Annotated in this window: 17 protein-coding genes and 6 tRNA genes; 8 read left to right on the forward strand and 15 right to left on the reverse strand. The window is 27.7% G+C overall.

Annotated features, from left to right (window positions below; genetic code table 11):
* Positions 1–63 precede the first annotated feature (63 nt).
* Together OW763_RS00440 and OW763_RS00445 are read left to right on the forward strand one after the other, a co-directional pair.
* Complete coding sequence (locus OW763_RS00440) at positions 64–828, forward strand: ABC transporter ATP-binding protein (protein WP_268039094.1); 765 nt, start codon at positions 64–66, stop codon at positions 826–828.
* Positions 821–1636, forward strand: a complete 816-nt coding sequence (locus tag OW763_RS00445; RefSeq protein WP_268039095.1) for an ABC transporter permease — start codon at positions 821–823, stop codon at positions 1634–1636. The genes OW763_RS00440 and OW763_RS00445 overlap by 8 nt, the downstream gene beginning before the upstream one ends.
* A 57-nt stretch (positions 1637–1693) precedes the next feature.
* Here the strand turns inward: OW763_RS00445 and OW763_RS00450 are convergent.
* The 6 genes from OW763_RS00450 to OW763_RS00475 all read right to left on the reverse strand — a co-directional run bounded on the left by OW763_RS00450 (position 1694) and on the right by OW763_RS00475 (position 2219).
* A tRNA-Cys gene (locus OW763_RS00450) sits at positions 1694–1767 on the reverse strand.
* A 39-nt stretch (positions 1768–1806) separates the two neighbouring features.
* Positions 1807–1880, reverse strand: a tRNA-Cys gene (locus OW763_RS00455).
* An 11-nt stretch (positions 1881–1891) separates the two neighbouring features.
* A tRNA-Gly gene (locus OW763_RS00460) sits at positions 1892–1966 on the reverse strand.
* A gap of 5 nt (positions 1967–1971) precedes the next feature.
* Positions 1972–2047, reverse strand: a tRNA-Phe gene (locus OW763_RS00465).
* Between the two features lie 4 nt (positions 2048–2051).
* Positions 2052–2128 (reverse strand) — tRNA-Asp (locus OW763_RS00470).
* 15 nt (positions 2129–2143) lie between these two features.
* A tRNA-Val gene (locus OW763_RS00475) sits at positions 2144–2219 on the reverse strand.
* Between the two features lie 316 nt (positions 2220–2535).
* On the opposite strand from OW763_RS00475, the gene OW763_RS00480 reads away from it, so the two are divergent.
* Complete coding sequence (locus OW763_RS00480) at positions 2536–2898, forward strand: tetratricopeptide repeat protein (RefSeq protein WP_268039096.1); 363 nt, start codon at positions 2536–2538, stop codon at positions 2896–2898.
* Positions 2899–2941: 43 nt separating this feature from the next.
* Here the strand turns inward: OW763_RS00480 and OW763_RS00485 are convergent, their stop codons facing one another.
* From OW763_RS00485 to OW763_RS00515, 7 genes are all read right to left on the reverse strand, one after another.
* Positions 2942–4291, reverse strand: a complete 1350-nt coding sequence (locus tag OW763_RS00485; RefSeq protein WP_268039097.1) for a sensor histidine kinase — start codon at positions 4289–4291, stop codon at positions 2942–2944.
* Between the two features lie 35 nt (positions 4292–4326).
* A complete protein-coding gene (locus tag OW763_RS00490) occupies positions 4327–5676 on the reverse strand; it encodes a sensor histidine kinase (protein ID WP_268039098.1) in 1350 nt (449 codons plus the stop codon).
* 112 nt (positions 5677–5788) lie between these two features.
* On the reverse strand, positions 5789–6943 hold the full coding sequence (locus OW763_RS00495) for a transglutaminase domain-containing protein (protein WP_268039099.1): 1155 nt from the start codon (positions 6941–6943) through the stop codon (positions 5789–5791).
* A 150-nt stretch (positions 6944–7093) separates the two neighbouring features.
* Positions 7094–7951, reverse strand: coding sequence for a recombination regulator RecX (gene recX / locus OW763_RS00500; RefSeq protein WP_268039101.1), 858 nt, complete (start codon positions 7949–7951; stop codon positions 7094–7096).
* Positions 7932–9203, reverse strand: coding sequence for a M16 family metallopeptidase (locus OW763_RS00505; protein WP_268039102.1), 1272 nt, complete (start codon positions 9201–9203; stop codon positions 7932–7934). The genes recX and OW763_RS00505 overlap by 20 nt, the downstream gene beginning before the upstream one ends.
* A 97-nt stretch (positions 9204–9300) precedes the next feature.
* A complete protein-coding gene (locus tag OW763_RS00510; RefSeq protein ID WP_268039103.1) occupies positions 9301–10884 on the reverse strand; it encodes a glycoside hydrolase family 57 protein in 1584 nt (527 codons plus the stop codon).
* An 11-nt stretch (positions 10885–10895) separates the two neighbouring features.
* Positions 10896–11282, reverse strand: a complete 387-nt coding sequence (locus OW763_RS00515; protein ID WP_268039104.1) for a DUF4912 domain-containing protein — start codon at positions 11280–11282, stop codon at positions 10896–10898.
* A gap of 169 nt (positions 11283–11451) precedes the next feature.
* Here OW763_RS00515 and OW763_RS00520 point away from each other — a divergent pair, with 169 nt between their 5' ends.
* From OW763_RS00520 to pssA, 3 genes are all read left to right on the forward strand, one after another.
* Complete coding sequence (locus OW763_RS00520; protein ID WP_268039105.1) at positions 11452–12168, forward strand: L,D-transpeptidase family protein; 717 nt, start codon at positions 11452–11454, stop codon at positions 12166–12168.
* A gap of 213 nt (positions 12169–12381) precedes the next feature.
* On the forward strand, positions 12382–13827 hold the full coding sequence (locus OW763_RS00525; protein ID WP_268039106.1) for a HAMP domain-containing sensor histidine kinase: 1446 nt from the start codon (positions 12382–12384) through the stop codon (positions 13825–13827).
* A 129-nt stretch (positions 13828–13956) separates the two neighbouring features.
* Positions 13957–14475 carry a CDP-diacylglycerol--serine O-phosphatidyltransferase gene (gene pssA / locus OW763_RS00530; RefSeq protein WP_268039107.1) on the forward strand — a complete coding sequence of 173 codons (519 nt, stop codon included), beginning with the start codon at positions 13957–13959 and terminating at the stop codon, positions 14473–14475.
* A gap of 59 nt (positions 14476–14534) precedes the next feature.
* Here the strand turns inward: pssA and hcp are convergent, their stop codons facing one another.
* A complete protein-coding gene (gene hcp, locus OW763_RS00535) occupies positions 14535–16190 on the reverse strand; it encodes a hydroxylamine reductase (protein WP_268039108.1) in 1656 nt (551 codons plus the stop codon).
* Positions 16191–16509: 319 nt separating this feature from the next.
* On the opposite strand from hcp, the gene OW763_RS00540 reads away from it, so the two are divergent.
* Together OW763_RS00540 and OW763_RS00545 are read left to right on the forward strand one after the other, a co-directional pair.
* Complete coding sequence (locus OW763_RS00540; RefSeq protein WP_272507207.1) at positions 16510–17784, forward strand: ArsB/NhaD family transporter; 1275 nt, start codon at positions 16510–16512, stop codon at positions 17782–17784.
* Between the two features lie 84 nt (positions 17785–17868).
* Positions 17869–18354 carry a hypothetical protein gene (locus tag OW763_RS00545; protein WP_268039109.1) on the forward strand — a complete coding sequence of 162 codons (486 nt, stop codon included), beginning with the start codon at positions 17869–17871 and terminating at the stop codon, positions 18352–18354.
* Between the two features lie 98 nt (positions 18355–18452).
* Here OW763_RS00545 and OW763_RS00550 read toward each other — a convergent pair whose 3' ends face one another.
* Positions 18453–24896, reverse strand: a complete 6444-nt coding sequence (locus OW763_RS00550; RefSeq protein ID WP_268039110.1) for an Ig-like domain-containing protein — start codon at positions 24894–24896, stop codon at positions 18453–18455.
* Positions 24897–24909: the final 13 nt, after the last annotated feature.

Consider the following 24909-nt stretch of genomic DNA (forward strand, 5'->3'; position numbering starts at 1 on the left):
ATAAGTTTAACATTATTTTTTTTCATTCATATAATAAATTATAATTCATTAGGAGTTGATGCTATGAACGAACTAAATATGTCCCACGTTTATATGAACTATCACACTCTAAAAGGTATAACAGAAGCATTAAAAGACATCTCTTTCTCTGTGTATAATGGAGAATTTATAAGTATCGTAGGTCCATCTGGATGTGGAAAATCTACTATTTTAAATATAATTGCTGGACTTTTAGCTCCTTCTAGCGGAAATATATCAATTGATAATAGAAGTCTGAATGATTCATATTTAAAAATAGGCTATATGTTTCAAAAAGATCAATTATTTGAATGGCTTACAGTATGGAACAACGTGCTTTTAGGCTTAAGAATTCAGCATAAACTAACTGAAGAAAATAAAAACAAAGTAAAAAAGCTTTTAACAGATTACACACTTTGGGATTTTAAAGATCATTACCCAAATCAATTATCAGGCGGAATGAGACAGAGAGTAGCTTTGATTAGAACTTTAGCTTTAAATCCTTCTGTTTTACTTTTGGACGAACCTTTTTCAGCACTAGACTATCAGAGTAGGTTAAGTGCAAGCAATGAAATTTATAAAATTATAAAACTAGAAAACAAAACGGCTATTATGGTAACTCATGATATTTCTGAAGCAATCTCAATGTCTAATAGAATTTTAGTACTTTCTAAACGACCAGCAATTTTAAAAAAAGATATAACTATTAAATTTGATGAAAAATTTGATTCACCTTTAAAGCGTAGAGAAGCTCCTAAATTTAGGTTATATTTTAACGACATTTGGGAGGAGTTGGATATAAGTGAATAACAACAGTATCATTGAACATGAAAATTTTATAAAAAATATAAAAAAACAAAAAAGGAAAGTTATAATAACCAGATTGCTTATTCTTTTAGCCTTATTTTGTTTTTGGGAACTTGCAGGTACCCTTGGCTGGATAGATCCTTTCTTAACAAGCACTCCTTCAAGAATGTGGAAAAGCCTAGTTAAAATATACAATGAAGGAACCTTATTTAGACATATTTTTATAACCTGCATTGAAACTATACTAGGTTTTTTATTGGGAACTATTTTTGGTACTTTTATAGCTGTACTTTTATGGTGGTCAGATTTTGCATCAAAAGTTTTAGATCCCTATCTTGTAGTATTAAATGCTCTACCTAAAGTGGCTTTAGCTCCTATTATTATATTTTGGGTAGGTAATGGTATAAAAGCTATAATTTTAATTGCCCTTTTAATTTCTATAGTCGTAACTATAATAAGTATCCTTAATGGATTTAAAGAAGTTAATAAAGACAAAATTAAACTTCTAAGAACTTTCGGTGCTAGTAAGAAACAAATTTTAAACCATCTTATAATCCCGTCATCTATCCCTACTATTATATCTTCTTTAAAAATTAACGTAGGTCTTTCTTGGGTAGGTGTTATTATGGGCGAATTTTTAGTTGCAAAAGAAGGTCTTGGATTTTTAATTATATTTGGCGGTCAGATTTCACAACTTGACATGGTAATGATGAGCATAATAATTCTTTCTGTATTAGCTTTTCTTATGTATGAAGGAGTTGCACTACTGGAAAAACATTTAACACAGAACTTTAATAATAAAAATCACTAAATTTTTAATTACAGCAAAAAATATCTTAACAAATACTTGTTAAGATATTTTTTCATTTGGAGGCGCCACCCAGATTTGAACTGGGGATAAAGGCTTTGCAGGCCTCTGCCTTACCACTTGGCTATAGCGCCACATTACATATTCATTTATCACAACCAATTTTTTAAAATTGGAGGCGCCACCCAGATTTGAACTGGGGATAAAGGCTTTGCAGGCCTCTGCCTTACCACTTGGCTATAGCGCCTCATTTTAAATTGGAGCGGAAGACGAGATTCGAACTCGCGACGTTCACCTTGGCAAGGTGACGCTCTACCACTGAGCCACTCCCGCATGAGTGGTGGCTTCAACTGGAATCGAACCAGTGACACGAGGATTTTCAGTCCTCTGCTCTACCGACTGAGCTATGAAGCCGTATTGGCGACCCGGAAGGGACTCGAACCCTCGACCCCCGGCGTGACAGGCCGGTACTCTAACCAGCTGAGCCACCGGGCCACAACTTATAATACGTGGTGGGCACAACAGGGCTCGAACCTGTGACCCCCTGCTTGTAAGGCAGGTGCTCTCCCAGCTGAGCTATGCGCCCACGTTATTGAGTCAACGATAAATATTTTACAACATTTAATTCGTTTTGTCAAGAAATTTTTATCATTTCTTTCTAACCACTTGCGCTTTTAAGTTTTTTTCTTTAACTCAGAGCGCATTAATATAATATAAAATTTAACGCTAAATGTCAACATGTTAAATGTTTGTTATAAACGATTATCTGTATTTTACATTAGTTTATTATATTTTTCTTCATTTTTCTCAAATTTATACTAAATAAGAATATTTCATACAAAATCAGTTAATAATTAAACTAGTTGTTTTTATTTACAGATATATTACATGGAGGTTAAATCATGAATTACTTTGCTAAAGCCAATAGATTATATAATGAAAAAGAATATCAAAAAGCCATTGATATCTATAAAAAAGCTATTGAATCTAAAGAACATACCTCTGCCTCATTATATAATGCAGCAGTATGTTTTATTAAACTCAATAGCTATACCGAAGCTATTCCTATTTTAAAATCCGCTATACAAACAAAACAAGACAGTAGATATTTCTTTAACCTAGGTTATTGTTATGCTATGCTTAAAAACCCCAAAAAAGCTTTGATTTATTTTAACACAGCTTGGGCTTTAAATAACAACGATACTGATTGTGAAAAAGCTATCAACTTAATTATAAAAAACTATAAAGATAATATATCAGAATAGGCAACTACATATTTTAAATAAAATTAATATATTATATGATTTACTATCTAACTTCTTGGCAGTATTCTATATTTATTTGAAATTGTATCAAAAATTCAGTTTCTTCTGGAGAACTTGAAAGAACAATTTCTCCACCATTTTCCCTAATAAGTTGATTTACAATATAAAGCCCAAACCCATGGTCATTTTTATCTTTTGATTTAGTAGAAAATCCTTTTTTAAAAATTTTATTTTGTATTTCTTTAGGAACCATGGGTCCATTATTAGCAATAGATAAGTAGTATATATTGTTTTCAATATAACCATATATAGATACTATTTTTTTATCTATACTTTCTTCATAATTAAAAGCTTCAAAAGCATTATCTAAAACATTACTTATTATTCCTACCAAATCATTGTCCTCTGCCATTATTGAGTCTAAAGCTGCTTCAAAGTCAACATCTAAATATATGTTGTTTTGAAAAGCGAAATTGCTTTTCACAGCAATCAGACCATCTATATAATCATTTCCAGTATTAAAAAACTTATAAGATGCTTCCAAATTATTAGTAGTTTTCTTGAGATAATCTTTTACTCTTTCTAAGGTATCTGGTCTATTTAAAATACACATAGTATAAATTGTACTAATATGATTATAAAAATCATTTTTTTCCTTTCTAATTATATCAATAATTCCTTCTAAATTATCTGTATATTCTTCTTTAAGTTCAAATTTACTTCTTATTTTTGCTAAATGACTTCTTTTATTATAATCAATAATTCCAACAATAATAAAAAATATAAATAAAATAAATATCAATACTTGATATAAAAGAATATTAACCTTACCATTAACTACATTAGTAAGACTTAAACTAAAGAGTATCATAAGAAATACACCTAAAATCCAATAAGCTATAATACTATCATTATATTTAAACTCCTGAAATTTTAATATCGTTTTTTTTAGCTTATATAATATTAAAATTATAAAAAACTCAATACACCTTATTGTGATAGCAAATTTATAACTACTATTAAGTAGCTCTATACTTTTTGTTGTACTTAAATGATTAAAAAAAGAAAAAATTCCAATATACGCCAATACTATTACACCAAAATAAACGCCTGCAAGCAAAACTACTATAGTTGCAATTTTAAATTTTGTTTCCTCAAATACAGACAATAATATTATTAGGAATATACCGGACACTATTGAAATATATCCAACAGATAAACTTACATTTATCCACACTTTGAATATAAAATATATAAATATAAATATACTAAACTTTAACTTGTTTTCTTTTAAGTAACTTGATTTTTGTATCACTTTGAAAAATGTTAAAAGTACAATTAATGATTCAAAAATCGAAATAATAAATATTCTTACAAAACAATAAATGTCCATAATTTCGCCTTTCAGTATTATGTTATATTCATTAATTAGCTTATTTCCTTACTTAATATTTTCTTTAATTTGAATTCTATTAAAAATTCCGTTTCCTGCTTAGAACTCGAAACAAAGATTTTGCCATCATTTTTTCTAACAAGATGTTCTACAATATATAATCCTAATCCATAATTATTTTTATTTATACTTTTAGTAGAAAACCCTCTTTTGAAAATTTTATTTGCTATTCCTTTTGAAATCATAGGACCATTGTTAGAAATAGATAGGTAGTATTTTTCATTTTTAATATATCCATATACAGATACTGTTTTTTTATCTATATTTCCTATAGTACTAAAAGTTTGAAAAGCATTATCTAATATATTACTCATTATTGCTACTAAATCACTATTATTTACTAATGCAAAATCTAAACTAGTTTGGAAATCAACATCTAAATATATATTATTTTCAAAAGCAAAATTACTTTTTATAGCAATAAGTCCATCTACATAATCAATTCCAGTTGGAAAAAACCTGTACGAATGTTCCAAATTATTAGTAGCTTTATTTAAATATTCTTTTATTCTATCTAAAACATCTGGTTTATTTAAAACACACATAGCATAAATTGTATTGATATGATTAGCAAAATCATGTTTTTCTTTGCGTATTATATCAATAATTTCTTCTAAATTATCTGCATATCCTTCTATAAGCTTAAATTGATTTTTAATTTGTAATAACTCTAATCTCTTTTTATAATCAACAACCCCAATTATCACAAAAACCATCAACGAAATAAATATTAAAATTTGATATATTAAAATATTTACTTTATAACTAATTACAATATTTATACTAAACAAACAAAAAAGCACAACAAATATTCCTAATGTCAAATACGCTTTTACATTTTCATCTAACTCTTTCGATTCTAATTTTAAAAATATCTTTTTGAACTTGTACAAAAAAAATACAACTAATAACTTAACAACACCAATTTGAAGATTTATTCTAATTCCTATCTCAGGTATTTTTAATAGGTGAATAACATTTTCACCTAGAAAAATAGAGAGAATTAAATAGCTTCCTATTTCTAAAATAGCAATATAAATAAAACAAATTAATACGGCTACTGATGATGTTACCATATTGGTATATGTAAGTGTTGAAAGTACCATAATTGTAAGCACAATAATAACAATTGAATGGTATCCCATTGGAAAACACATCTTCGCTAAAGTAGAAAACACCGTAAATATTAATATGAACAAAGCAACATCTAATTTATTATTTTTTAAGTAATGTTCCTTCTGTATTATTTTTAAATATATTAATAAAATTGCACCTGCCTCTAAAGCTGCAATAACTAGCTGTCCAAAAAAATTCCAATTTTGCATATAGCCCTCCTTATAATAATATTATATATAAGGTATTATTATATAATTATTTCCAACAATATCATACACCAACAAAAAAATATGTCAAGATTCTCTAAACTTCTCAAATTTATTATCTCGCTATTCTAGCATTCCTATGATCCAATTTAAAGATAGAACTGTCAAAATAATTTCCTCCTTTATAAAAGGTAACATCTATATTTATCCATTTATCTTCTTTTTCTATATAAACTTGATTCCAAGCATGATTAACCCAGTTAGAACCATTGAATCCTTCTCCAGTAATAATTCTAACCTTTATATTATTAGCTCTGCACATTACTGCATAAAGGCATGCATAATCAAAACAAATGCCTTTCCTTGTATTAAAAGCATTTATTGCACCAGATTTAACACTAAAGTCATTGTTTAATATTTTATTCACCTTATCATAATCATATTCAATGTTTTTACCTATCCAATGGTATATAGCTTTAACTTTTTCATAAGTTGAAATCTGGTTTTTAGCTATATTTACGGAATACTCATCAATTTCTTTATTTGATTTTAATCCTTGTTCTAAAGTAATTCCATTATAATAAACAATCGTTTTTTTAGAATCACTTAAAGAATCAATCTCATCATCCTTTATAACTATTTTAAAAGAATTATTTATAATGTCTGGAAGTTGTTTTGCAAGTTTTGAGTTGAAAATAGGATTTATTACTTCTGAAGATAAAAAACTATAAACATTAGCTTTTTCTAATTTTTGATTATAAACTTGGCTTATTCCAGCCCTAACAAGAATATTTAAAACAAATACTACAGCAAGAATATAACAAATAGCTTTTGGAATTTGGAATAGCACCCCTAATATTCTCTTTATAAATGCATTTTTTCTTTTTATTGATTTCTCTATACTATCAAATAAAGGATACAGAGTAATACAATTTATAAGTCCTATTAATAATTCAATAATTTTATATAGTAAAAAAATTACAATTGGCATTATTATTATATATATAAAAATAGGTTTGCTTTCTATTAAAAACACTATTTCCTGGGGAATATAACTATAAACAGTATCGTATATAGCATCTCCACGTAAAATAAATATTTGCTTTGTAACATAAATCCCTATAATTGCTCCTATTATCAAAGCAATATAACTTCCTATATCTTCTATATCATCTTTTAAATCTTTAGATGAAAATTTAAATAAAAACCCTTTTAATAAGGGATAAAAAAATATTACTATTAGCCCAATATCCACAGGATTTTTGATCATTAAAACACCCCACTTATTATATAAGCTAATTGACAGTTAAATTTGATTTACTATAACAATGCTAAACTTAAATTAATATTATTAAATTTTTGTAACAACAAAACATCTTTAGCTGTCAACTATTTAGAATTTTAAAATTCTAGATTAATATTAGCTTTCTTGTACTATTTCTTTAAGTATCTTTTTAACATTTTCCCACTTATATCCTCTGCGAAGGAGATATTGACTAAGTTTACGGTAAATTTTTATATTGTCTTTTTCTGATTTACATATTATGTTATATCTTTTTTTGGCCAAATTATAAAGTTCCTCTAGATGGATATTATGTTCTTCTTCTATTTGTTCATAGTTCTTTTTAGAACATTCCTTACTATCGTGTTCTTCATTTACCACTTCAGTTAATACATTATTTATTATATTGTAATCAAATCCCCTGCTAGCTAAATAGTTACCTATTTTTTTATAAGTTTTCATATAATTATTTTCTGATTTTTTTATTATATTATATTTTTTTTGAGCTAATTTAAAAGCAGCATCTTTTTCTAAACTACAATCTATATTTTTAAATTTTTCATCTATCAGTTCTTTAGATATTCCCTTTTTTAAAAGCATAAATTTCATTTTACTTTTCCCGCTAGATGAAATTTTTTCTCTAATAAACATATCTGCATATTTACAATCATCCACAAAATTATATTCCTTTAAAAATACCATTACACGCGCCACTACTTTTTCTTCAAATTCTTTTTTTATTAATTTATCAGAAATTTCTTTTTCAGTTTTATAGCTTTTTTCTAATATTTTTAATGCAGTATTTTTAGCTTTTAAATAATTATCTTCATAAATTACTTCTTTTAAAATTTCTAAATCAATTTTTTCATCTTTTTTTAGTTTATAATAGTAAACTAAATCTGAACTACAAGCAAAAGTAAATTCTCCATCTAAGAATACATTTACCCTATCTTTATTTTTTTTGCCAATTTCAATTTTAGTTATTGTTCTTTTCACTTCTTATCACCTTTCCAGGTACTAGTACATGTATAGTTGGGTTTTTAAAAATTTTTCTACATATGTGGTATATATCTTTGCTTGTTATCTTTTCCATATTATTCATGTTATCTATAAATTCATATATATCTTCTCCATCTATAAGTTGATGAAATGCATAATTTGCCAATTGTGTAGAATCTTCTAAAGTATTTGCTATAGCTGTCTTGAATACTTTTTTCATAAGAGCTATATTTTTTTCATTAAAAACTATTTTTTCATTTTTTATATCCTCAATAGATAAATCTATTATTGATAAAGCCTCTTCAACATCTTCTTCATTTACCGAAGTATAAATACTTATAGTTTTAACATATTTGCTCATATCCAATTCTGAATAAATATCATAAGCCAGCCCTTTTTCTTCTCTAAGTCTTCTAAACAAAATTGAATTTGCACTTTCTCCAAATTTGTAATTCAATACTCTAAGCACAAGTTCCTCCTGCTTGTTTAAATTATGAAATGTATAAATATATACTATTGTGCTTTGTTCTAAATCTTTTTTATATGAAATTTTTTTAACAGGTATATTATTTTCAACTTTAACTTCTCCCCTTTTGAATTCTCCCATTTTCCAATCTTTAAAATACTTTTTAATCATTTCGAAAACTTTATAATGTTCATAAGGTGATACTACTGTTATGCAGCAATTATTTGGCACATAATATTGCTTGTAAAAATTCATTAGTTGTTCTCTATTAAATTTTTCAACTGTATCTTGTTTTCCAATAGTATCTATTTTAATAGAACTTTCCTTAAATGCATATTCTAGCGCTTTTTTAAAACTATAATTTTCAATATCATCATTGCCTGTCCTTAATTCTGATAAAATAACTCCTCTTTCTCTCTCTATTTCTTCTTCAAGAAAAGTAGAATTTTGTATCATATCTGAAAGTAGATCAATAGAAACCTCTAGTTCTTCTTTTAATGCTGTTATACTGCAAACTGTACAATTATAGTCAGTATAAGCATTATATTCTCCTCCTAATTGCTCTAATTCCTCATTCAATTCTTCATTTGTTCTTTTTTTTGTCCCTTTAAAAAGCATATGTTCAACAAAATGTGCTATGCCTTTTTCTTCTTTTTTTTCATAAATAGTTCCTATATGGGTTCCTACATGAATAGATGCAAGTTGCGTATCTTTGTTTATAATTACAATTTCAATTCCATTATCTAATTTATATCTTTTTAAATCAAAAATATTTTTTTCCATATATTCTTCCTTTCATGGTTGTTTTCATAGAAACTATTATAATTTATATTGAGATAAATAAAAAGCAATATTAAATAAATTCCTGTGAATTTTACATTCACAGGCTTCTATAAATTTTGTAATCCATATTAGGAAAAATATTATCTATATTTTCTGTATAAGCTAACCATTTAGTATCTATACAATTTTTAACTATTTGTTCGTATAATTTATCAAATTTTTCTATATGGGTATTTACTCTTCTTACAGCATATTCTACGGTAGTATCATTTTTTATAATAAATGGCCAATCTGAAGATTCTGCCAACATAAGTTCTCTTCCTGCCTGATTCAAAGCGCGCTTCTCAATCATTGTAGGTTCTTTATACGTGTTAGTAAGTCTTATCATATCTTTTGCACATCTATGTAATTCTCTATATATCCAATCATTAGATGAATTTAACCATACAGAATAATCACCATTTTCTCCCCAACTAGATGGACAAGGCATGCAACATTGCACTCTTGGATATTTTTTTAAATATTCTAAAGGTGTAGTAAGTTCAAAGTTTGTCCATTCTTCTGATGCCATTCTAATAAACTGCCCTATAAATTCTGGTCCTTCAAACCACCAATGACCATATAATTCAGCATCATAAGGACAGGTTATTATTGGTGGTACATCCATTTGTTTACTTGAATCAGCTATTTGCTTATTCCTTCCATGAGCAAAATGCATTGCATGCTCTCTTACTTTTTTTAGCGCTTCTTCTCTATCATAATATTCTTTTTTGTCTGTTTTACCAGTTACTCTATAATATTTTATTCCTGTATCAATTCTTATACCTGATTTATTTATATACGGTGCAATATATTCCATAGGTGCTTCATATCCTATATCTCTATAAAATTCTCTATAATTATAATCTCCTGGATATCCATTAATACTGCTCCAAACTTGTTTAGAAGATTCCATATCTCTTCCAAATGTAGAAATTCCATTTGGTAATGCAATTGGTGCATATGTACCATATTTAGGTTTAGGTGATGCATTTAAGATTGCTTTGTTTTCTGAAATGAAATAACTTATACCATATTCTTTAAGTATTGATTCTAAAGAATATGTATAAGCACATTCTGGAAGCCAAATACCTTTTGGTCCATGCCCAATACAATCAGTATATGATTTTACAGCTTCTTCAATTTGAGCTTTGACAGTTTCTTTGTTTATCATAAGCAATGGAAGCAATCCATGAGTAGCAGAACATGTTATTATTTCAAGGTAACCAAGCTTATGAAATTTTTTAAAAGCATTCATTAATCTATAATCATATTTTTTATATACTGACAACAAATTACTAAACCTTTCATTATAAAATACAGCTAATTTATTAAGTTCTTTATTATTTTTAGTTCTGATCATTTCTTTTTCTGAAAGCTCAATACATGAATTTAAATATTCCATATATCTTCTATTTAAATATTCATCTTCTAACATTGTCATAAGTGGTGGTGTAATAGACATTGTGATTTTAAACTCAATTTTATCTTTTATCAAACCATCATACACATTTATTAATGGTATATAACATTCATTTATAGCTTCAAACAGCCACCTTTCTTCAAGCGCATCTATAACATCAGGATGTCTTACATAAGGTATATGGGTATGTAATACTAATGAAACATATCCTTTTTCCATAATTATCACTCCTAAACTTGTAAAATTTCTATATAATGAACATCATCTTTAGAGACTTGTCCACTTCTAGGGGTTGTTACTACATTGGACTCTGCTATAGAAACAAATTTATAATCTGAAAGTATTCTTCCTAATTTGATAAATACCTTCATATTATCTTTTTCCATATCTATATACCAGTTATCAGCAAAAATATCTAAAAATATAGTTTGTCTCTCTTTTTCTTTTCCTTCACAAATTTCAAACACTTTTAAAACTGGCTTGGAATTTTCCCATGCCCCTTCACCATAAAAATCTTCAAACCTTTTTATTGTTAAAGGTGAAATATCATAGTAACAAAATACTCTATATGCATTTTGCACCATTAAAACTATAGATGAATTTTTACTAGTACTCACTTTATCACCTCACTACATTTTATCTATTCAATTATACCTTAAATTGGAATTTATGTCACTTGTTTTTGTAATAAAATACAATTTATTCCATATATATTGTAAAGATTTCATTTATTCTACATGTAATACATAGAATAATATTGATAATAATTTGATAGGGGTATTAAATATGTATAAAAACCGGTATAATTCTAAATTTTTAAAACTAATTTTTGTTCTGATTTTTATACTTCTGATAGAATTTTTTCTAATATACAGAGGATATAAAACAAACCACCTAAAAACTTTTAAAGATTATAATGCGAAAAGACCAATAGTTATTATCGTAGATGTATGTGATAGTGTAATGTATATTTTCCAAGACGGAAAAGTTATAAAAACTTACACTGTTGCAGGTGGAAAACCATCTACTCCATCTCCTATTGGTACCTGGACCATAATAAGCAAAGGAACATGGGGAGAGGGTTTTGGTGGAAGATGGATGGGTTTTAATGTACCATGGGGTAAATACGGAATACATGGTACCATTTATCCTAATTCTATAGGATGGAATTCTTCTCATGGTTGTATTAGAATGAGAAATAATGATGTTGCAGAGCTTTATAAAATAACCAAGCACGGAACAAAAGTCATTATATGGGGCGGACCTTATGGAAATTTTGGTTCCTATTTAAGAACACTAAAACCTGGAATGAGAGGATCAGATGTATATGAGCTTCAAAAAATGCTTAGAGCTAAAAATTATTATAAGGCAACTCCCGATGGAATTTATGGTGACTATTTAAAAAATGTAGTACATAAATTTCAAAAAGATAATAAGCTTAAATCAACAGATACTATTGGATTTAGTTTTTATGAAAAACTTGGAGTTAAACTTATTGATTAATCTATTATTAAAAATGACTAGAAAATATAATTAATGTATATTTTCTAGTCATTTTTAATAATATTTTTTTATTTATTTTTTATTAATCTATAATTAGTTCATTTACATATTTTCTTTAAGCATTTATAATTAATAGAAGATATTGTTTTTGTAGAAAAATGAGTTGTATGAACAATATTATTAGCAAACAAAAAAATTAAAGGAATTTTTAAAATGTGGTTAAAAAAACATACGCTTATGCAAAAAAAGAAATTATCAAATTTACTTTTAAGAAATTATTTATTGTTATACATATTAGTTCCACTAATATTAATCGTAGTTACTTTTATTGGTCTTTTTATAACAAGTTTATTTTTAGAAGATATAGAGGATGACATCATATTTCCTACAGCCAATGAAATAATGCAGGATGACTACAAAAAAATTAATTCCTCCGCAATATTAAAAGCAAATGGGTGGATAGAAATAATAGATGCTAATTATACTGTAATTTTCACTAAGGGCAATCCTCAATATAAAATAAACAGCTACACCAAAGAGCAGTACTATAAAATGTTATTACAAAACTCATATGATTATGATAACCTTGCAGCTAATGAAAAATTTAACAAAAATTATGATTATAGTTTTGCCTATAATAAAAATCAAGATTTTATATTAGCAATAGTAGTACCTATTATGTCTTACCCAAATATTCATTTTAAAAGTAATAAAGTAACTCCTAAAAGAGTTTTATTTTTCTTTGCAATATTCTATATAATAAGTCTTGTATTAGGTACAGCATTATATGCAAAATTAACATCAAAAACCTTTGTAACACCTCTAAAGATACTGATGAAAGGTGTTAAAAGCATAACTAATGGAGACTATTCTACAAGAATTACTTTAAAAAGTAAAAATGAATTTGGCTCTCTTAAGGATGCATTTAATTTAATGGCACAAAAAATTGAAGAAGAAAGAAAGTTAAAAGAAAAGTCTGAAGAAACTCGAAGAAAACTTATAATGGATATTTCTCATGATCTTAAAAATCCTCTTGCTAGTATTATAGGTTATTCAGATTTACTTATAAAAAATCCTGATGTATCAGAAAAAGAAAGAATAAAATATCTAAAAGTTTTAGAAAACAACAGTATAAGAGCAAACAACTTAATTAATGACTTATTTGAACTTTCAAAATTAGAAAGTGCTAATTTTAAACTCCAATGTGAAACAAAAGATATATGTGAATTTTTAAGAGAACTGATAGCTGGATATATTCCTCAAATGGAAGAAAAAAGTATTAATTATAACTTTGATATACCAGAAAAAAGTATTCTATTGTGTTTTGATTCCAAAAACATGGATAGAGCAATAAGTAATATTATATTAAACAGTATAAAATATACATCTACCGGAACAAACCTTTATTTATCACTTAAAGAAGGACTTGGATCTATTGTAATAGTTATACAAGATGATGGTATAGGAATTCCAAAAAAACTTTCAAAAGAAATTTTTGCACCCTTTGTTAGAGTGGACTCTTCAAGAAATTCTAAAAGTGGTGGTACAGGAATAGGGCTTGCTATAACTAAAACTATTATAAAAAAACATGGAGGAACTATTAAACTTAATACAGATATAAATAAAGGATGTAAATTTACTATTACCCTAAAAATATAAATTCTTTATTTACTTATATTTGGTTTTATTTATAAAAAATTTAAGATAAATTTAAGGTTTATGTAAGAATTATATAAGGTATATATGCTATTATAAAAAATATTAAATAAGATTTAGGAGTGTTATGTTATGGTTAAAATAAAAAATGCTATACCAAATGTTTTTACATTAAGCAATTTGGCTTTTGGAATTATATCTTTACTTATGACTTTTGAAGGAAATTATAGTTTAGCATGTTATTTTATAATAGCCGCAGCTATCATGGATAGATATGATGGCAGAATGGCAAGATATTTAAATGTATCTAGTGAATTAGGCAAAGAGCTAGATTCCTTAGCTGATCTTATATCCTTTGGTGTTGCCCCTTCAATGCTTGTGTTTAACATTAACAATTTTGGACAACTTGGTATAAGAGGATATCTTTTGCTTTTAATTTTTCCTCTTGCAGGTGCTTATAGACTTGCAAGGTATAATGTTTCTGCCTTCGATGGAGTTTTTAGAGGTATTCCAATAACTGCTGCTGGTATATTATTATCACTTTATTCTTTAGTTACTTTAAATAAAACTATATATTTAGGTGTAACAGCTTCTTTAGTAATTATATTGTCTTATTTAATGATAAGCAGTTTTCAATTTAAGAAGGTATAATTATTTATATATAACTTCCACAACTTACAGCTGTGGAAGTTATATTTTTTTATACTAATTTATACCAATGATGTTTCTAATATTCTTTGTAAATCTTCATCAGGAGTTGATATAGGTTTTAATTCAAATTTATCTACTAATACCTGTAATACATTTGGAGTAATAAATGCAGGTAATGTTGGTCCAAGACGAATATCTTTAATTCCTAAGGATAGTAATGTCAAAAGTATAACAACAGCTTTTTGCTCATACCATGAAAGAATTAATGAAAGTGGAAGTTCATTCACACCACAATTGAAAGCTTCAGCTAGTGCCAATGCAATTCTTATTGCTGAATATGAATCATTACATTGTCCTACATCCAATATTCTTGGGAATCCTGCTACTGTTCCAAGTTCTAATTTATTAATACGGTATTTACCACAAGCAAGAGTCAATATTAACGTATCCTGTGGAGTCTTTTCAGCAAATTCTGTATAATAATTTCTTCCTGGTCTAGCTCCATCACATCCTCCAATCAAGAAGAAATGTTTTATCTTACCAGCATTAACTGCCCCTACTATTTCATTAGCATGACTTAATACTGCATCATGTCCAAACCCTACCATTATCTTTTTTTCTGGTTCATCTTCCTGCCATCCACCTAACTCTAGCGCTTTTTCAATAACCTGAGTAAAATCTTTTTTACCATTAACTTCTTGTATATGAGGAGAATCAGGCCATCCAACTATGCTTGTAGTAAATAACCTATCTTTATAACTATCTCTTGGCTTTTGAAGACAATTTGTAGTCATTAATACACATCCAGGTATTCCATCAAATTCTTCCTGTTGTTTTTGCCACGCTCCTCCGTAATTTCCAACTAGATGCTTATATTTTTTTAGTTCCGGATACCCATGAGCTGGTAACATCTCACAATGAGTATATATATTTATACCTTTTCCTTCAGTTTGTTCCAATAATTCTTTTAAATCTTTTAAATCGTGTCCTGATACAATAATAAACGGTCCTTTTTTCTTAGTAGTTAATACTTCTGTAGGTTCAGGTTTTCCAAAAGTTCCTGTATTAGCTGCATCTAATAATTCCATACACTTAAAATTAATTTTACCCAGTTCCATGTTTAAATTGAATAAATCTTCTACAGTTAACCTATCATCTACTGTAGCTGCTAATCCCTTATAGAAAAAATTATTTACTTCATCATCAAACTTTCCTAATACATAGGCATGATGAGCATAAGCTGCCATACCTTTGAACCCATATATTAACAATTCCCTTAATGAACGTATATCCATATCCAATTTTTCATCAGCCATTATTCCTAAACACTTTGATTCTTCTAATATTTGCTTCTTTGAATCAGGAGCTTTATATTTTACTACTTCCGGTATGTTAGAAATTTCACCTAAATTGTTTTTTAGTTCTTCTTTTATGTGATTTCCTTTCTTAATATATTCTACAAATCTATCAGGCTGGAAATTAACGTTTGTAAGAGTTGCAAACATAGAATCTACTACAAATTTATTGATTTCACTTGAAATCTTTATACCTTTTTCCAAGTTTCTTTGTCCATAAAATCCTATTCCTTTTAATATATGAACTAAAACATCCTGCAGATTAGCCACTTCTGCATTTTTGCCGCACACTCCGTTTTTTACACAGCCTTTTCCACCTAACGTTTGCTCACATTGATAACAGAACATTGAGCTTTCCATAAATCCACTTCCTTCTTTATGTTTGATTTAAAAGCATTTACATTTCTATATTGCCCATTCATATAAAAAATATTAAAATATATAGCACTACTTTCTTTTTTGAATAAAATTATTCACTTATTGTATCCATGGATGATTTTATTCATTTATTATACTTTTTAGAGAATAGTCTTTTTTCATTATATATTTAATTTTACAACTTTTCCTCTATATATTTAATTTTACAACTTTTCCTTGATATATTTCTTTTAGTAGTATAATCTAAAATTATATTTATTTTCAATTTTAATACATAATACATAATAAAAGGAGGACTCATATGTCACATAATACTATCTTAATTCCAACTGTTATATTTCTAATCGTATATGCATTAATAGTTAGCGAGAAACTAAATAGAGTTGTTGCAGCTCTTGGCGGAGCAGCAATAATGCTCGCTCTAAAACTCATATCACAGCAAGAAGCCTTTGCTAAAATTGATTTTAATACTATAAGCTTGCTTATTGGAATGATGCTTATTGTAAACATAACTAAGAGAACTGGATTATTTGAATATGTTGCCATAAAAGCAGCTAAATTTTCTAAAGGTAATCCCCTTACTCTTCTTATAGTATTTTCATTGATAACCTTTGTTTTTTCTGCTTTACTAGATAATGTTACTACCGTTTTGCTAATTGTTCCTGTAACATTAGTTGTAACTAGAACTTTAGATACTAATCCAATACCATTCTTAATAACTGAAATATTATCTTCAAATATTGGAGGTACTGCAACCTTAATAGGTGACCCACCTAATATAATGATAGGTAGTGCAGCACATATTAGCTTTTTAGAATTTATAAAAAATTTAGCTCCTATTGTAATAATTATTTTTATAGTTAATATGTTTTTAATAAAATTTATATACAAAAAACAAATAAAAACTACAGAAGATAAGAAACAAAAAATAATGTCTATGGATGAATACAAAGCAATAACTGACCCTGTTTTATTAAAAAAATGTTTATTTGTACTAGCCTTTACATTTTGCGGATTTTTACTTCATGCATCTTTTCATTTTGAATCAGCAACTGTAGCAATAATCGCTTCCTCTATGCTTTTACTTATAAGTAAAGTAGATCCTGAAGAAATATTAGAAGAGGTTGAATGGGGAACATTATTTTTCTTTATAGGTTTATTTATAATGACTGGAGTACTAGAAAATGTTGGTTTGATGGAGCTTTTAGCAAAAAAAGCTTTAGCATTAACGCAAGGCAATCAAACACTAACAGGAATTTTAATTTTATGGGTATCTTCTATTGCATCTTCGTTTATAGATAATATACCTTTTGTAGCTACAATGATACCTTTAATAAAATCAATGTCAACTATGGGACATATGAATGTTATGCCTTTATGGTGGGCTTTATCTCTTGGTTCTTGTTTAGGTGGAAATGGAACTATTGTAGGAGCTTCTGCTAATTTGATTGTAATAGGAATTGCTGGAAAAAATGGTCATAAAATATCTTTTAAAGACTATTTTAAAATAGGATTTCCTCTAATGATAATATCTATAATTATCTCTACAATATATCTTTTATTGTTTTATTTATAAAAACAATTTATACCATCATTTTAAAATGGTATAATGGTATTACAAGTTTTAAATTATAAATTTATATAAGGGATGTGCTACTTTATGGAAAAAAAGTATATGTCAGTTAAAGATTCCATGCTTAAATTTCAGTTAGAACAACTTGGAGCTGAAGTATGTAACATCAAAGGGCCTTTATGCTATATAAAATTTACAATAGATGATACAAAATTCAGATATCTGTATCACATAAACAGAAAAAATAAATATTTTCTTGAAAGAATTTCGCCCTATAGTATGCCTATTGCTAACTTTAATTCAGAAGAAAATATAGTTAACAGTATAAAAACAGATATTGATAAATTCAAAAATGCAAAAAATAGCAAAAAATTCGAAGAATTTATTTCCACAAATAAAAATTTAGTTCATATAGCTAAAACTTTTGAAAAAATTTATTTACATTATAATGTATCAAAATATGATTTAAAAGATATAAATGCTGAAATTTATAATATAAAAAATAAATTAGAAAGCATTATTAAAACTAATGAAGTAGTATATGATATTGATGAAGATATAGAAATATACTAAAAAAAGAATCCACAAATTTCGTGGATTCTTTTTGCATTAAATTTTAAACATATAAAAGATGTAGGACAGTTATAATAACCACTCTACATCTTTATTAATTATTTAACTGGTATTACTATTACATTTGAAAGCGGATTCATGTTTTCTAAATCATCAACTATCATGGCTCTTATCTCACATTCTCCACTTTCAGGTATTTTTAACATTCCTATAAGCTTTGTACTTTGTAAAGTATCAACTTGTTGTTGTGCTGCTGCATAAGTTAAAAATTTGCCTTGCTTAGTAAATAAAGCTGTAACTACAGTTATATTTTGAGTTTTATTAGTATTATTAGTTATTTTTACTATTACTTTTGCACTTCTTCCTAATTTGAATTCAGTTTGTTCAGTTAGGTTTTCTACTGATATTGCTTTTGATTTTTCATTTTCCAATGAAATAGTCTGTTTTACTATATCTGGACCATTTTCGCTGTATTTAGTTATTTCTGCTTCAAAAGTTCCTTTTGGAAGTTCAAATATAACTTGTCCATTTGCATTCGTTTTATAACTTCCTACACCTTCTATATTTATATCTACATCTATTACTTTAACTGTACTTACCGCTCCTGTACTCCAATCTGTTTTTTCTGCAGTAACAGTTAATGTATACTTGTTTTCCTCATTTGTTATATCTATATTTGGAATTAAAGTGGAGTAAGTTTTATTAATCGCATAAAATACTATCTCATCACCATCTGTTATATCCTGTGATTCTACTCCTACCATTGGAACTATTACTTCTCCATTTTTAACTATATAATCCATCCATCCAAATCCAGATAAACCTTTTATAGCTGTTATATAACTTGTATATGTTACATTTTCTTTTCCTACTGCTTTTGTCAATAATTCGAGAGCGTTTTTGGCTGTTCCTATTTCTACTTCTTCATTGAATAAAGTGCTTTTATCACCTTCTACTCTCACTCTTACTTTTTTGTCACTACTTATAACTTTTTTATAAATAATTGTTATTGTTCTTATATCCTTCTTACCTTCAGTGTCCTCTGCTTCTATTGTTACTATGTTTTCCCCTTCTGATAGTGTTACCTTATAGCTTCCACCTTCTTTTGGCGCTACTACTTCTTTTCCTAATTTAACTACTGGAGTTATATCTCCATCTTCCTTATCATTTACTTCTACTGTGAATATTAATTCCTCACTATTTATCATTTTATCTTCTAAACTAGTAATTATTATTGGAGCTTTATTATCTCCTTGATCAGGCTTTCTATCTCCCCAATTATAAATTGATCCATTGTCTTCTAAGTAATATATATACTGATCTAAAGCATATAAAGCTTGTTCTGTTGCCAATAGATTATATTTTGTGTTTGTAAATCCAAAACCACCATTATCTGATTTAAAACCTAATAATGCTTCAACTACATTCACACCATTCTTTGTAAATTCATCACCAGTTGGATTTATTCCATTGATGCATAATCCCATTACAACTTGAGAGCAGCTGTTAGAATTTTTGTCTCCCTTTGATGTATATGAACCATCTTCTTCTTGTACTGTTGACAACCAAGCAACTGCTCTTTTAATAGCTTCTTGTACTTCTGGGTATTGGCTATTATTATACGTTGCTAAAGCTGTCATTACCATTCCTGTAGTGTCAGGATCACTTATTTCTCCAAATAATGCCCAGCCACCATCATTATTTTTATTATCTATTAACTTCTTCACTAAGTCTTTTCTTGTCCAACTTGTTTTCTTTGGTATATTATACTCACCTGCATCTAATGCAATAAGTCCATATGCTATATCAATATTTGTACCATTAACCAAATTAATTTCGCATAATTTTTCAATTAAGTTTATATCTTTTATATCAGTCGGATCTCCACCAGCCGCTAAAACACCTAATATAGTTCTTTCATAATCAGTTGCAACTTTAAGATCTTCCATTTTGACACCATCAAAATAACTATTAGGAACAGATTTTGATGCTCTTGCAATACCAATTGCTTGCCAATCACCTATTTTTCCATTTTGTATAAGTAATTCACTAACACTATCTATAGCTTTCTCTACTTGTTCTCTTAATTCTTCATCACTAATTTCTATATATGTTATAGTGCAAATTTGTTTTTCTGCTTTATTTCCAACTTTATCTACTGCTTCTATTGTTATTGTATTTTTTCCTTCTGATAAAGCTACTTTATAGCTTCCATTTACTTGTGGAGTTACTACTTCTTCTCCCAATTTAACTATTGGAGTTATATCTCCATCTTTGTTATCATTTGCTGATACTGTAAATATTAATTCTGAGCTATTTACTGTTTTATTTTCTAAATTTGTAGTTATTACTGGTGCTTCATTATCTAATTCTTCTATAATTCCAAAATCATCATACATAGAAGTTCGAGTATATATATCCGAAAGTGCTGCAAAAGCAAATTGAGTAGCTCCTTCTTCTTCCTCTCCCATTCCTTCTATCATTTCAAATCCTTTGCCGTCTATTTTGCATGTAAGTAAAGAATCTACTAATGTTCTAGTACCTTTTTTCCACTGCTCAGAAGATATATTTTCTTTTGCTCTTACCAATGCTTGCACTACTGGACCTGTAGAATATGGACTACTTCCCGACTCATAATAATCATATCCTCCATTTTCCAATTGCTGTTCTTGTAAATAAGCTAAAGATGATGATATTAAAGCATCAACACCATCTATGTCTTTATGCTTTAAAAGTGCTCTAAGTGCATAAGCTGTAGTAGTTGCATCTTCATAATGTCCACTATTAGCTAAACCTACAAGTACCTTAACTGCTTTTTCAACATTGTATTCTGCTTTTGCCATATCAAGTGCTGTTATAGAATCTGCAAGTGCTGTAACAGAATCCGCATCATTTTCTCCTATTACAAATTTTCCTTCTTCATTTTGAGAATTTACAAGTTTATCAATGTAAGATTTTGCATCCTGACCAGTAGCTAAGCAGCCCATAATATTCTCTGCATAAGCTCCTACATTTTCACTAGTATTTAATGCAAATGATGTTTTATAATCATTTTTATCATTCATTAAGCTGTTATAGGCCATAACTTCAATAGCTTTTAAGTCTTCTTTATTTTTATAATATACTTTTAATTCTTCAATAACATCTTGTAATTCTTGTGTACTGCTGCCTTCACTTTTTAAAACTATATGCTGTCTTACTATCATAGGATAATCTTTATCCTTAGAAATCTCAACATTATAAGTTCCAGCTTTATTTAAGTTAAAAGAAACTTCCCCTTTTTCATCTGTTTCATAAGTTCCTTCTGCTCCTACCTTTACTTCAACACCTTTTATTGGTTCATTTCCAACTTCATTATTAACAACTTTTATTCCATCTTTTTCTACTCTAATTATTGGTATCTTAGTAAATATAGATGTTCCTGAATAAGCACTAATATAAAATACAAGTTCATCTGTAATTGATTCACCATTTACATCTGTCATTCCTTCAAAATCATTTACTCCAACCATAGGTTGAATAATATTACCATCTTTAAATTTAACGTAATAACACCAACCGCTACTTCCTCTCTTTTGTTCTTCATCTAATATACTTGTTAAAAACATAGAAGAATCATATTGAACTTTGTTTTCCCCTACAACTTCCTTTAAAACATCTAAAGGATGTGTTTCAATATTAAATGGATATTCTATTTCTTCATTAAATAATGTATTAGCATATCCCTCTACTCTTACTTTCACACTTGCTTTATTTTCATTGAAAATCGTAAGCTCTATAGTTTCCTTTATATCTTCATTTTCCTTAAGCTTAGCTGTTATAATTACTGTTCCAGAAGATACAGCAGTAACTTCTCCAGTATTTTCATTTATAACGGCAATATCTTTTTTTGAACTACTCCACTTAAATTCTTTACCTAAAATAACTTCTCCTACTCCATTTTTTGCTTTAGCATTCAGCTTAAGTTTATTTCCTACTTTAACTTTTTCTGAAGTTGATTCTATTTCTATTTCTTTTACTTCTTTTCCCTCAATTAAAAGTTCTATCGTATCTTTTATTTGTGTATTTTTAACCTTAGCTGTTATAGTTACACTTCCTGCTGAAACAGCAGTTACTACTCCATTTTCAATGCTTACTTTAGATTCATCTGAACTATTCCATTCAATTTCCGCATCTTCTATCCAATTTTCATTTTCATCAAAAACAACTGCATTAAGCTTTAAATGACTACCTACTAAAAGCTTTTTATCTTGTATATCTTGCATTTTTATATTTTTAGGTTGTCCTTTTTCTGCATCCTCAAAATCAATTTTCAATTTATTAAACATGGACTCATTATTATATACATCAACTAAAGCTGCAAAAGCATAATAGGTAGCTTGATAATCCATACCATTCTTACCATCGCCTTTAGAAAAACCTGAACTTTTATCATCACTTCCATTATATTTTGCCTTAAGTAGTGAATCTAACATAGTTTTGTCATTTTTAATCCACTCAGTTGAACAAAGAGGATTTATTCCATTTGCTATAAGAGCCTGTATTACAGTTCCTGTTGCAATAGGACTATTTACAAAATATCCTCCATTAAGATTAAATCCACCATCTTCATTCTGTTGTGTCTTTAAATAATTAATCAACTTATTTATTGTATCTTGTACACCATCTATATTCTTATAATGAGCAAGTGCTATTAGAACACCTGCTTCTGTTCCAACCTGTTTATATCCATTAGATTCTTCTAAATTTTTACCATTAACTATTTCTAATAAAGCTTTTACTGCATCTTCTTTATTATATTCAGCATATGCCATATCAAGAGCTATTATAGAATATGCAAGATATTCAGCTGAATCTGCATCCATTGTTTGATTTAGTATAAATTGACCTTTATATTGTCCTTCTTTCACTTGAGATGCTCTTAATATATCTACATAATTCTTAACTTGTCCATCTATTTCATAACGTCTTGGATTAATTCCAGCCCCTATTAAAGCAATTATAGTTTTAGCATTTAAAAATGCTGTATTAGTTTTTCCATATTTAAAAATATTATTTTGTATATGACCTTTATCTATTTGTGCTAAATTAGCTGCTGGACTAGCTAAAAATTCATATGAATTATAAGCAGTAAAATGCTTCTTTAAAAATTCTATTTCATTTTTAACTTTTTCTTGTTGTTCTTTACTTAATCCAGTATTTTTTTCTACATTAATATTAACTGAATCTGAAATACTATTGTCATCTTTTAAGCTTACTGTTATTGTAACAGTACCAGCTGCTAAAGATTTAACAGTTTTTTCTTCAACAACTGCAACTTTTTCATCTGAACTTTCCCATTTTAAATCAGCATCTTTTATTAATAAATCATTATCATCATAAGCTTTAGCTGCAAGTGATATAGTATCTCCTTCAACTAAATTTATGTTCTTTTCTCCCTGTATTTCAATTCTTGTAGCTTTAGAAACTTCAATGTATTTTAGTTCATTATAAACAGAATTATTTTGTCTTAAATCAGTAAGCGCTAACAATACTGATGCAGATACTTCTTTATTACCTGATCCACCAGAAGGATTGTTTTTGAACTTTTGTCCATCTTTACAAGATAATAATGCATCAAGCATTGTAACCGTATTGCCTTCTGAATTAACCTTTGTCCATTCGTCACTTAATGGGTCTTCTCCTAAAGCAATAAGTGCCTCAACAACTATTGCAGTAGTACTAGCGTCTTCATCTTCGCTCCATGAAGTTTTTTCTTTAATGAATGCATTATCACTTTGGAAAGATTTTAAATACTTTTTAGCTTTAGTAATTGTATCATTTACACCATCCATATTTCTATATTTAGAAATTGCAGTAAGAACAAGTGCAGTTGTTGCTGTATTAGGACTATATCCTCCTTCAATCCATCCCTCCCAATCATCATAATATCCTGCTTCTATAACTCCGAAAGAAATCATTTCATTTCCTTCATCATTTGCTTTAGATATTAATGCTTTAACTGCTTTTTCTTTATCATATTCATCTCCAACCATATCAAGAGCTAATATTGCTTTTGCTATATATTCAGAATTATCATCCTCATAAAATTTTTCTTCTAATAATCTTTGTACATAATTCTTTTCTTTATAATTTTTAGGATCATTATTTGAAGCAATTAATGTCATTATGTTTCTAGCATAACTATGAACATCTTGAATTCCATATATATTAATTTTTTCAGCTATATCTGATGTATTTGTTCCTGTTCTTCTTAAAGCCATTGCTATTTTATAATCATATACATTAGAATATCTGCCATCAAATCCTTCAAAATATGCTTTAACATCATCAATAGCTTCATCAATTTTGCTATTATCTATTGTTATAGCTGAACCTGTTGTAACATTTTCTTTAACTTGTCCCTCAATTGTTGGTTGTCCACCTGATTCTGCATATACATTTTTTAAATTAAAGCTTCCAAATATGCTAAATATCATTGATAAAATTAGTATTCTAGCAATATAGCGTTTAAAGTTCTCTAGCTTAAATGTTTTGCTCATTAAAATTTCCTCC

The sequence above is a fragment of the Clostridium aestuarii genome (assembly GCF_026735135.1).
Classification (GTDB): Bacteria; Bacillota; Clostridia; order Clostridiales; family Clostridiaceae; genus Clostridium_H; species Clostridium_H aestuarii.

Bases quoted from the DNA above. Each gene is read 5' to 3' on its own strand.
- OW763_RS00440 (WP_268039094.1), top strand. From the start codon at position 64: ATGAACGAACTAAATATGTCCCACGTTTATATGAACTATCACACTCTA.
- OW763_RS00480 (WP_268039096.1), top strand. From the start codon at position 2,536: ATGAATTACTTTGCTAAAGCCAATAGATTATATAATGAAAAAGAATAT.
- OW763_RS00485 (WP_268039097.1), bottom strand. From the start codon at position 4,291: ATGGACATTTATTGTTTTGTAAGAATATTTATTATTTCGATTTTTGAA.
- OW763_RS00490 (WP_268039098.1), bottom strand. From the start codon at position 5,676: ATGCAAAATTGGAATTTTTTTGGACAGCTAGTTATTGCAGCTTTAGAG.
- OW763_RS00495 (WP_268039099.1), bottom strand. From the start codon at position 6,943: ATGATCAAAAATCCTGTGGATATTGGGCTAATAGTAATATTTTTTTAT.
- OW763_RS00505 (WP_268039102.1), bottom strand. From the start codon at position 9,203: ATGGAAAAAAATATTTTTGATTTAAAAAGATATAAATTAGATAATGGA.
- OW763_RS00510 (WP_268039103.1), bottom strand. From the start codon at position 10,884: ATGGAAAAAGGATATGTTTCATTAGTATTACATACCCATATACCTTAT.
- OW763_RS00520 (WP_268039105.1), top strand. From the start codon at position 11,452: ATGTATAAAAACCGGTATAATTCTAAATTTTTAAAACTAATTTTTGTT.
- OW763_RS00525 (WP_268039106.1), top strand. From the start codon at position 12,382: ATGTGGTTAAAAAAACATACGCTTATGCAAAAAAAGAAATTATCAAAT.
- pssA (WP_268039107.1), top strand. From the start codon at position 13,957: ATGGTTAAAATAAAAAATGCTATACCAAATGTTTTTACATTAAGCAAT.
- hcp (WP_268039108.1), bottom strand. From the start codon at position 16,190: ATGGAAAGCTCAATGTTCTGTTATCAATGTGAGCAAACGTTAGGTGGA.
- OW763_RS00540 (WP_272507207.1), top strand. From the start codon at position 16,510: ATGTCACATAATACTATCTTAATTCCAACTGTTATATTTCTAATCGTA.
- OW763_RS00545 (WP_268039109.1), top strand. From the start codon at position 17,869: ATGGAAAAAAAGTATATGTCAGTTAAAGATTCCATGCTTAAATTTCAG.
- OW763_RS00550 (WP_268039110.1), bottom strand. From the start codon at position 24,896: ATGAGCAAAACATTTAAGCTAGAGAACTTTAAACGCTATATTGCTAGA.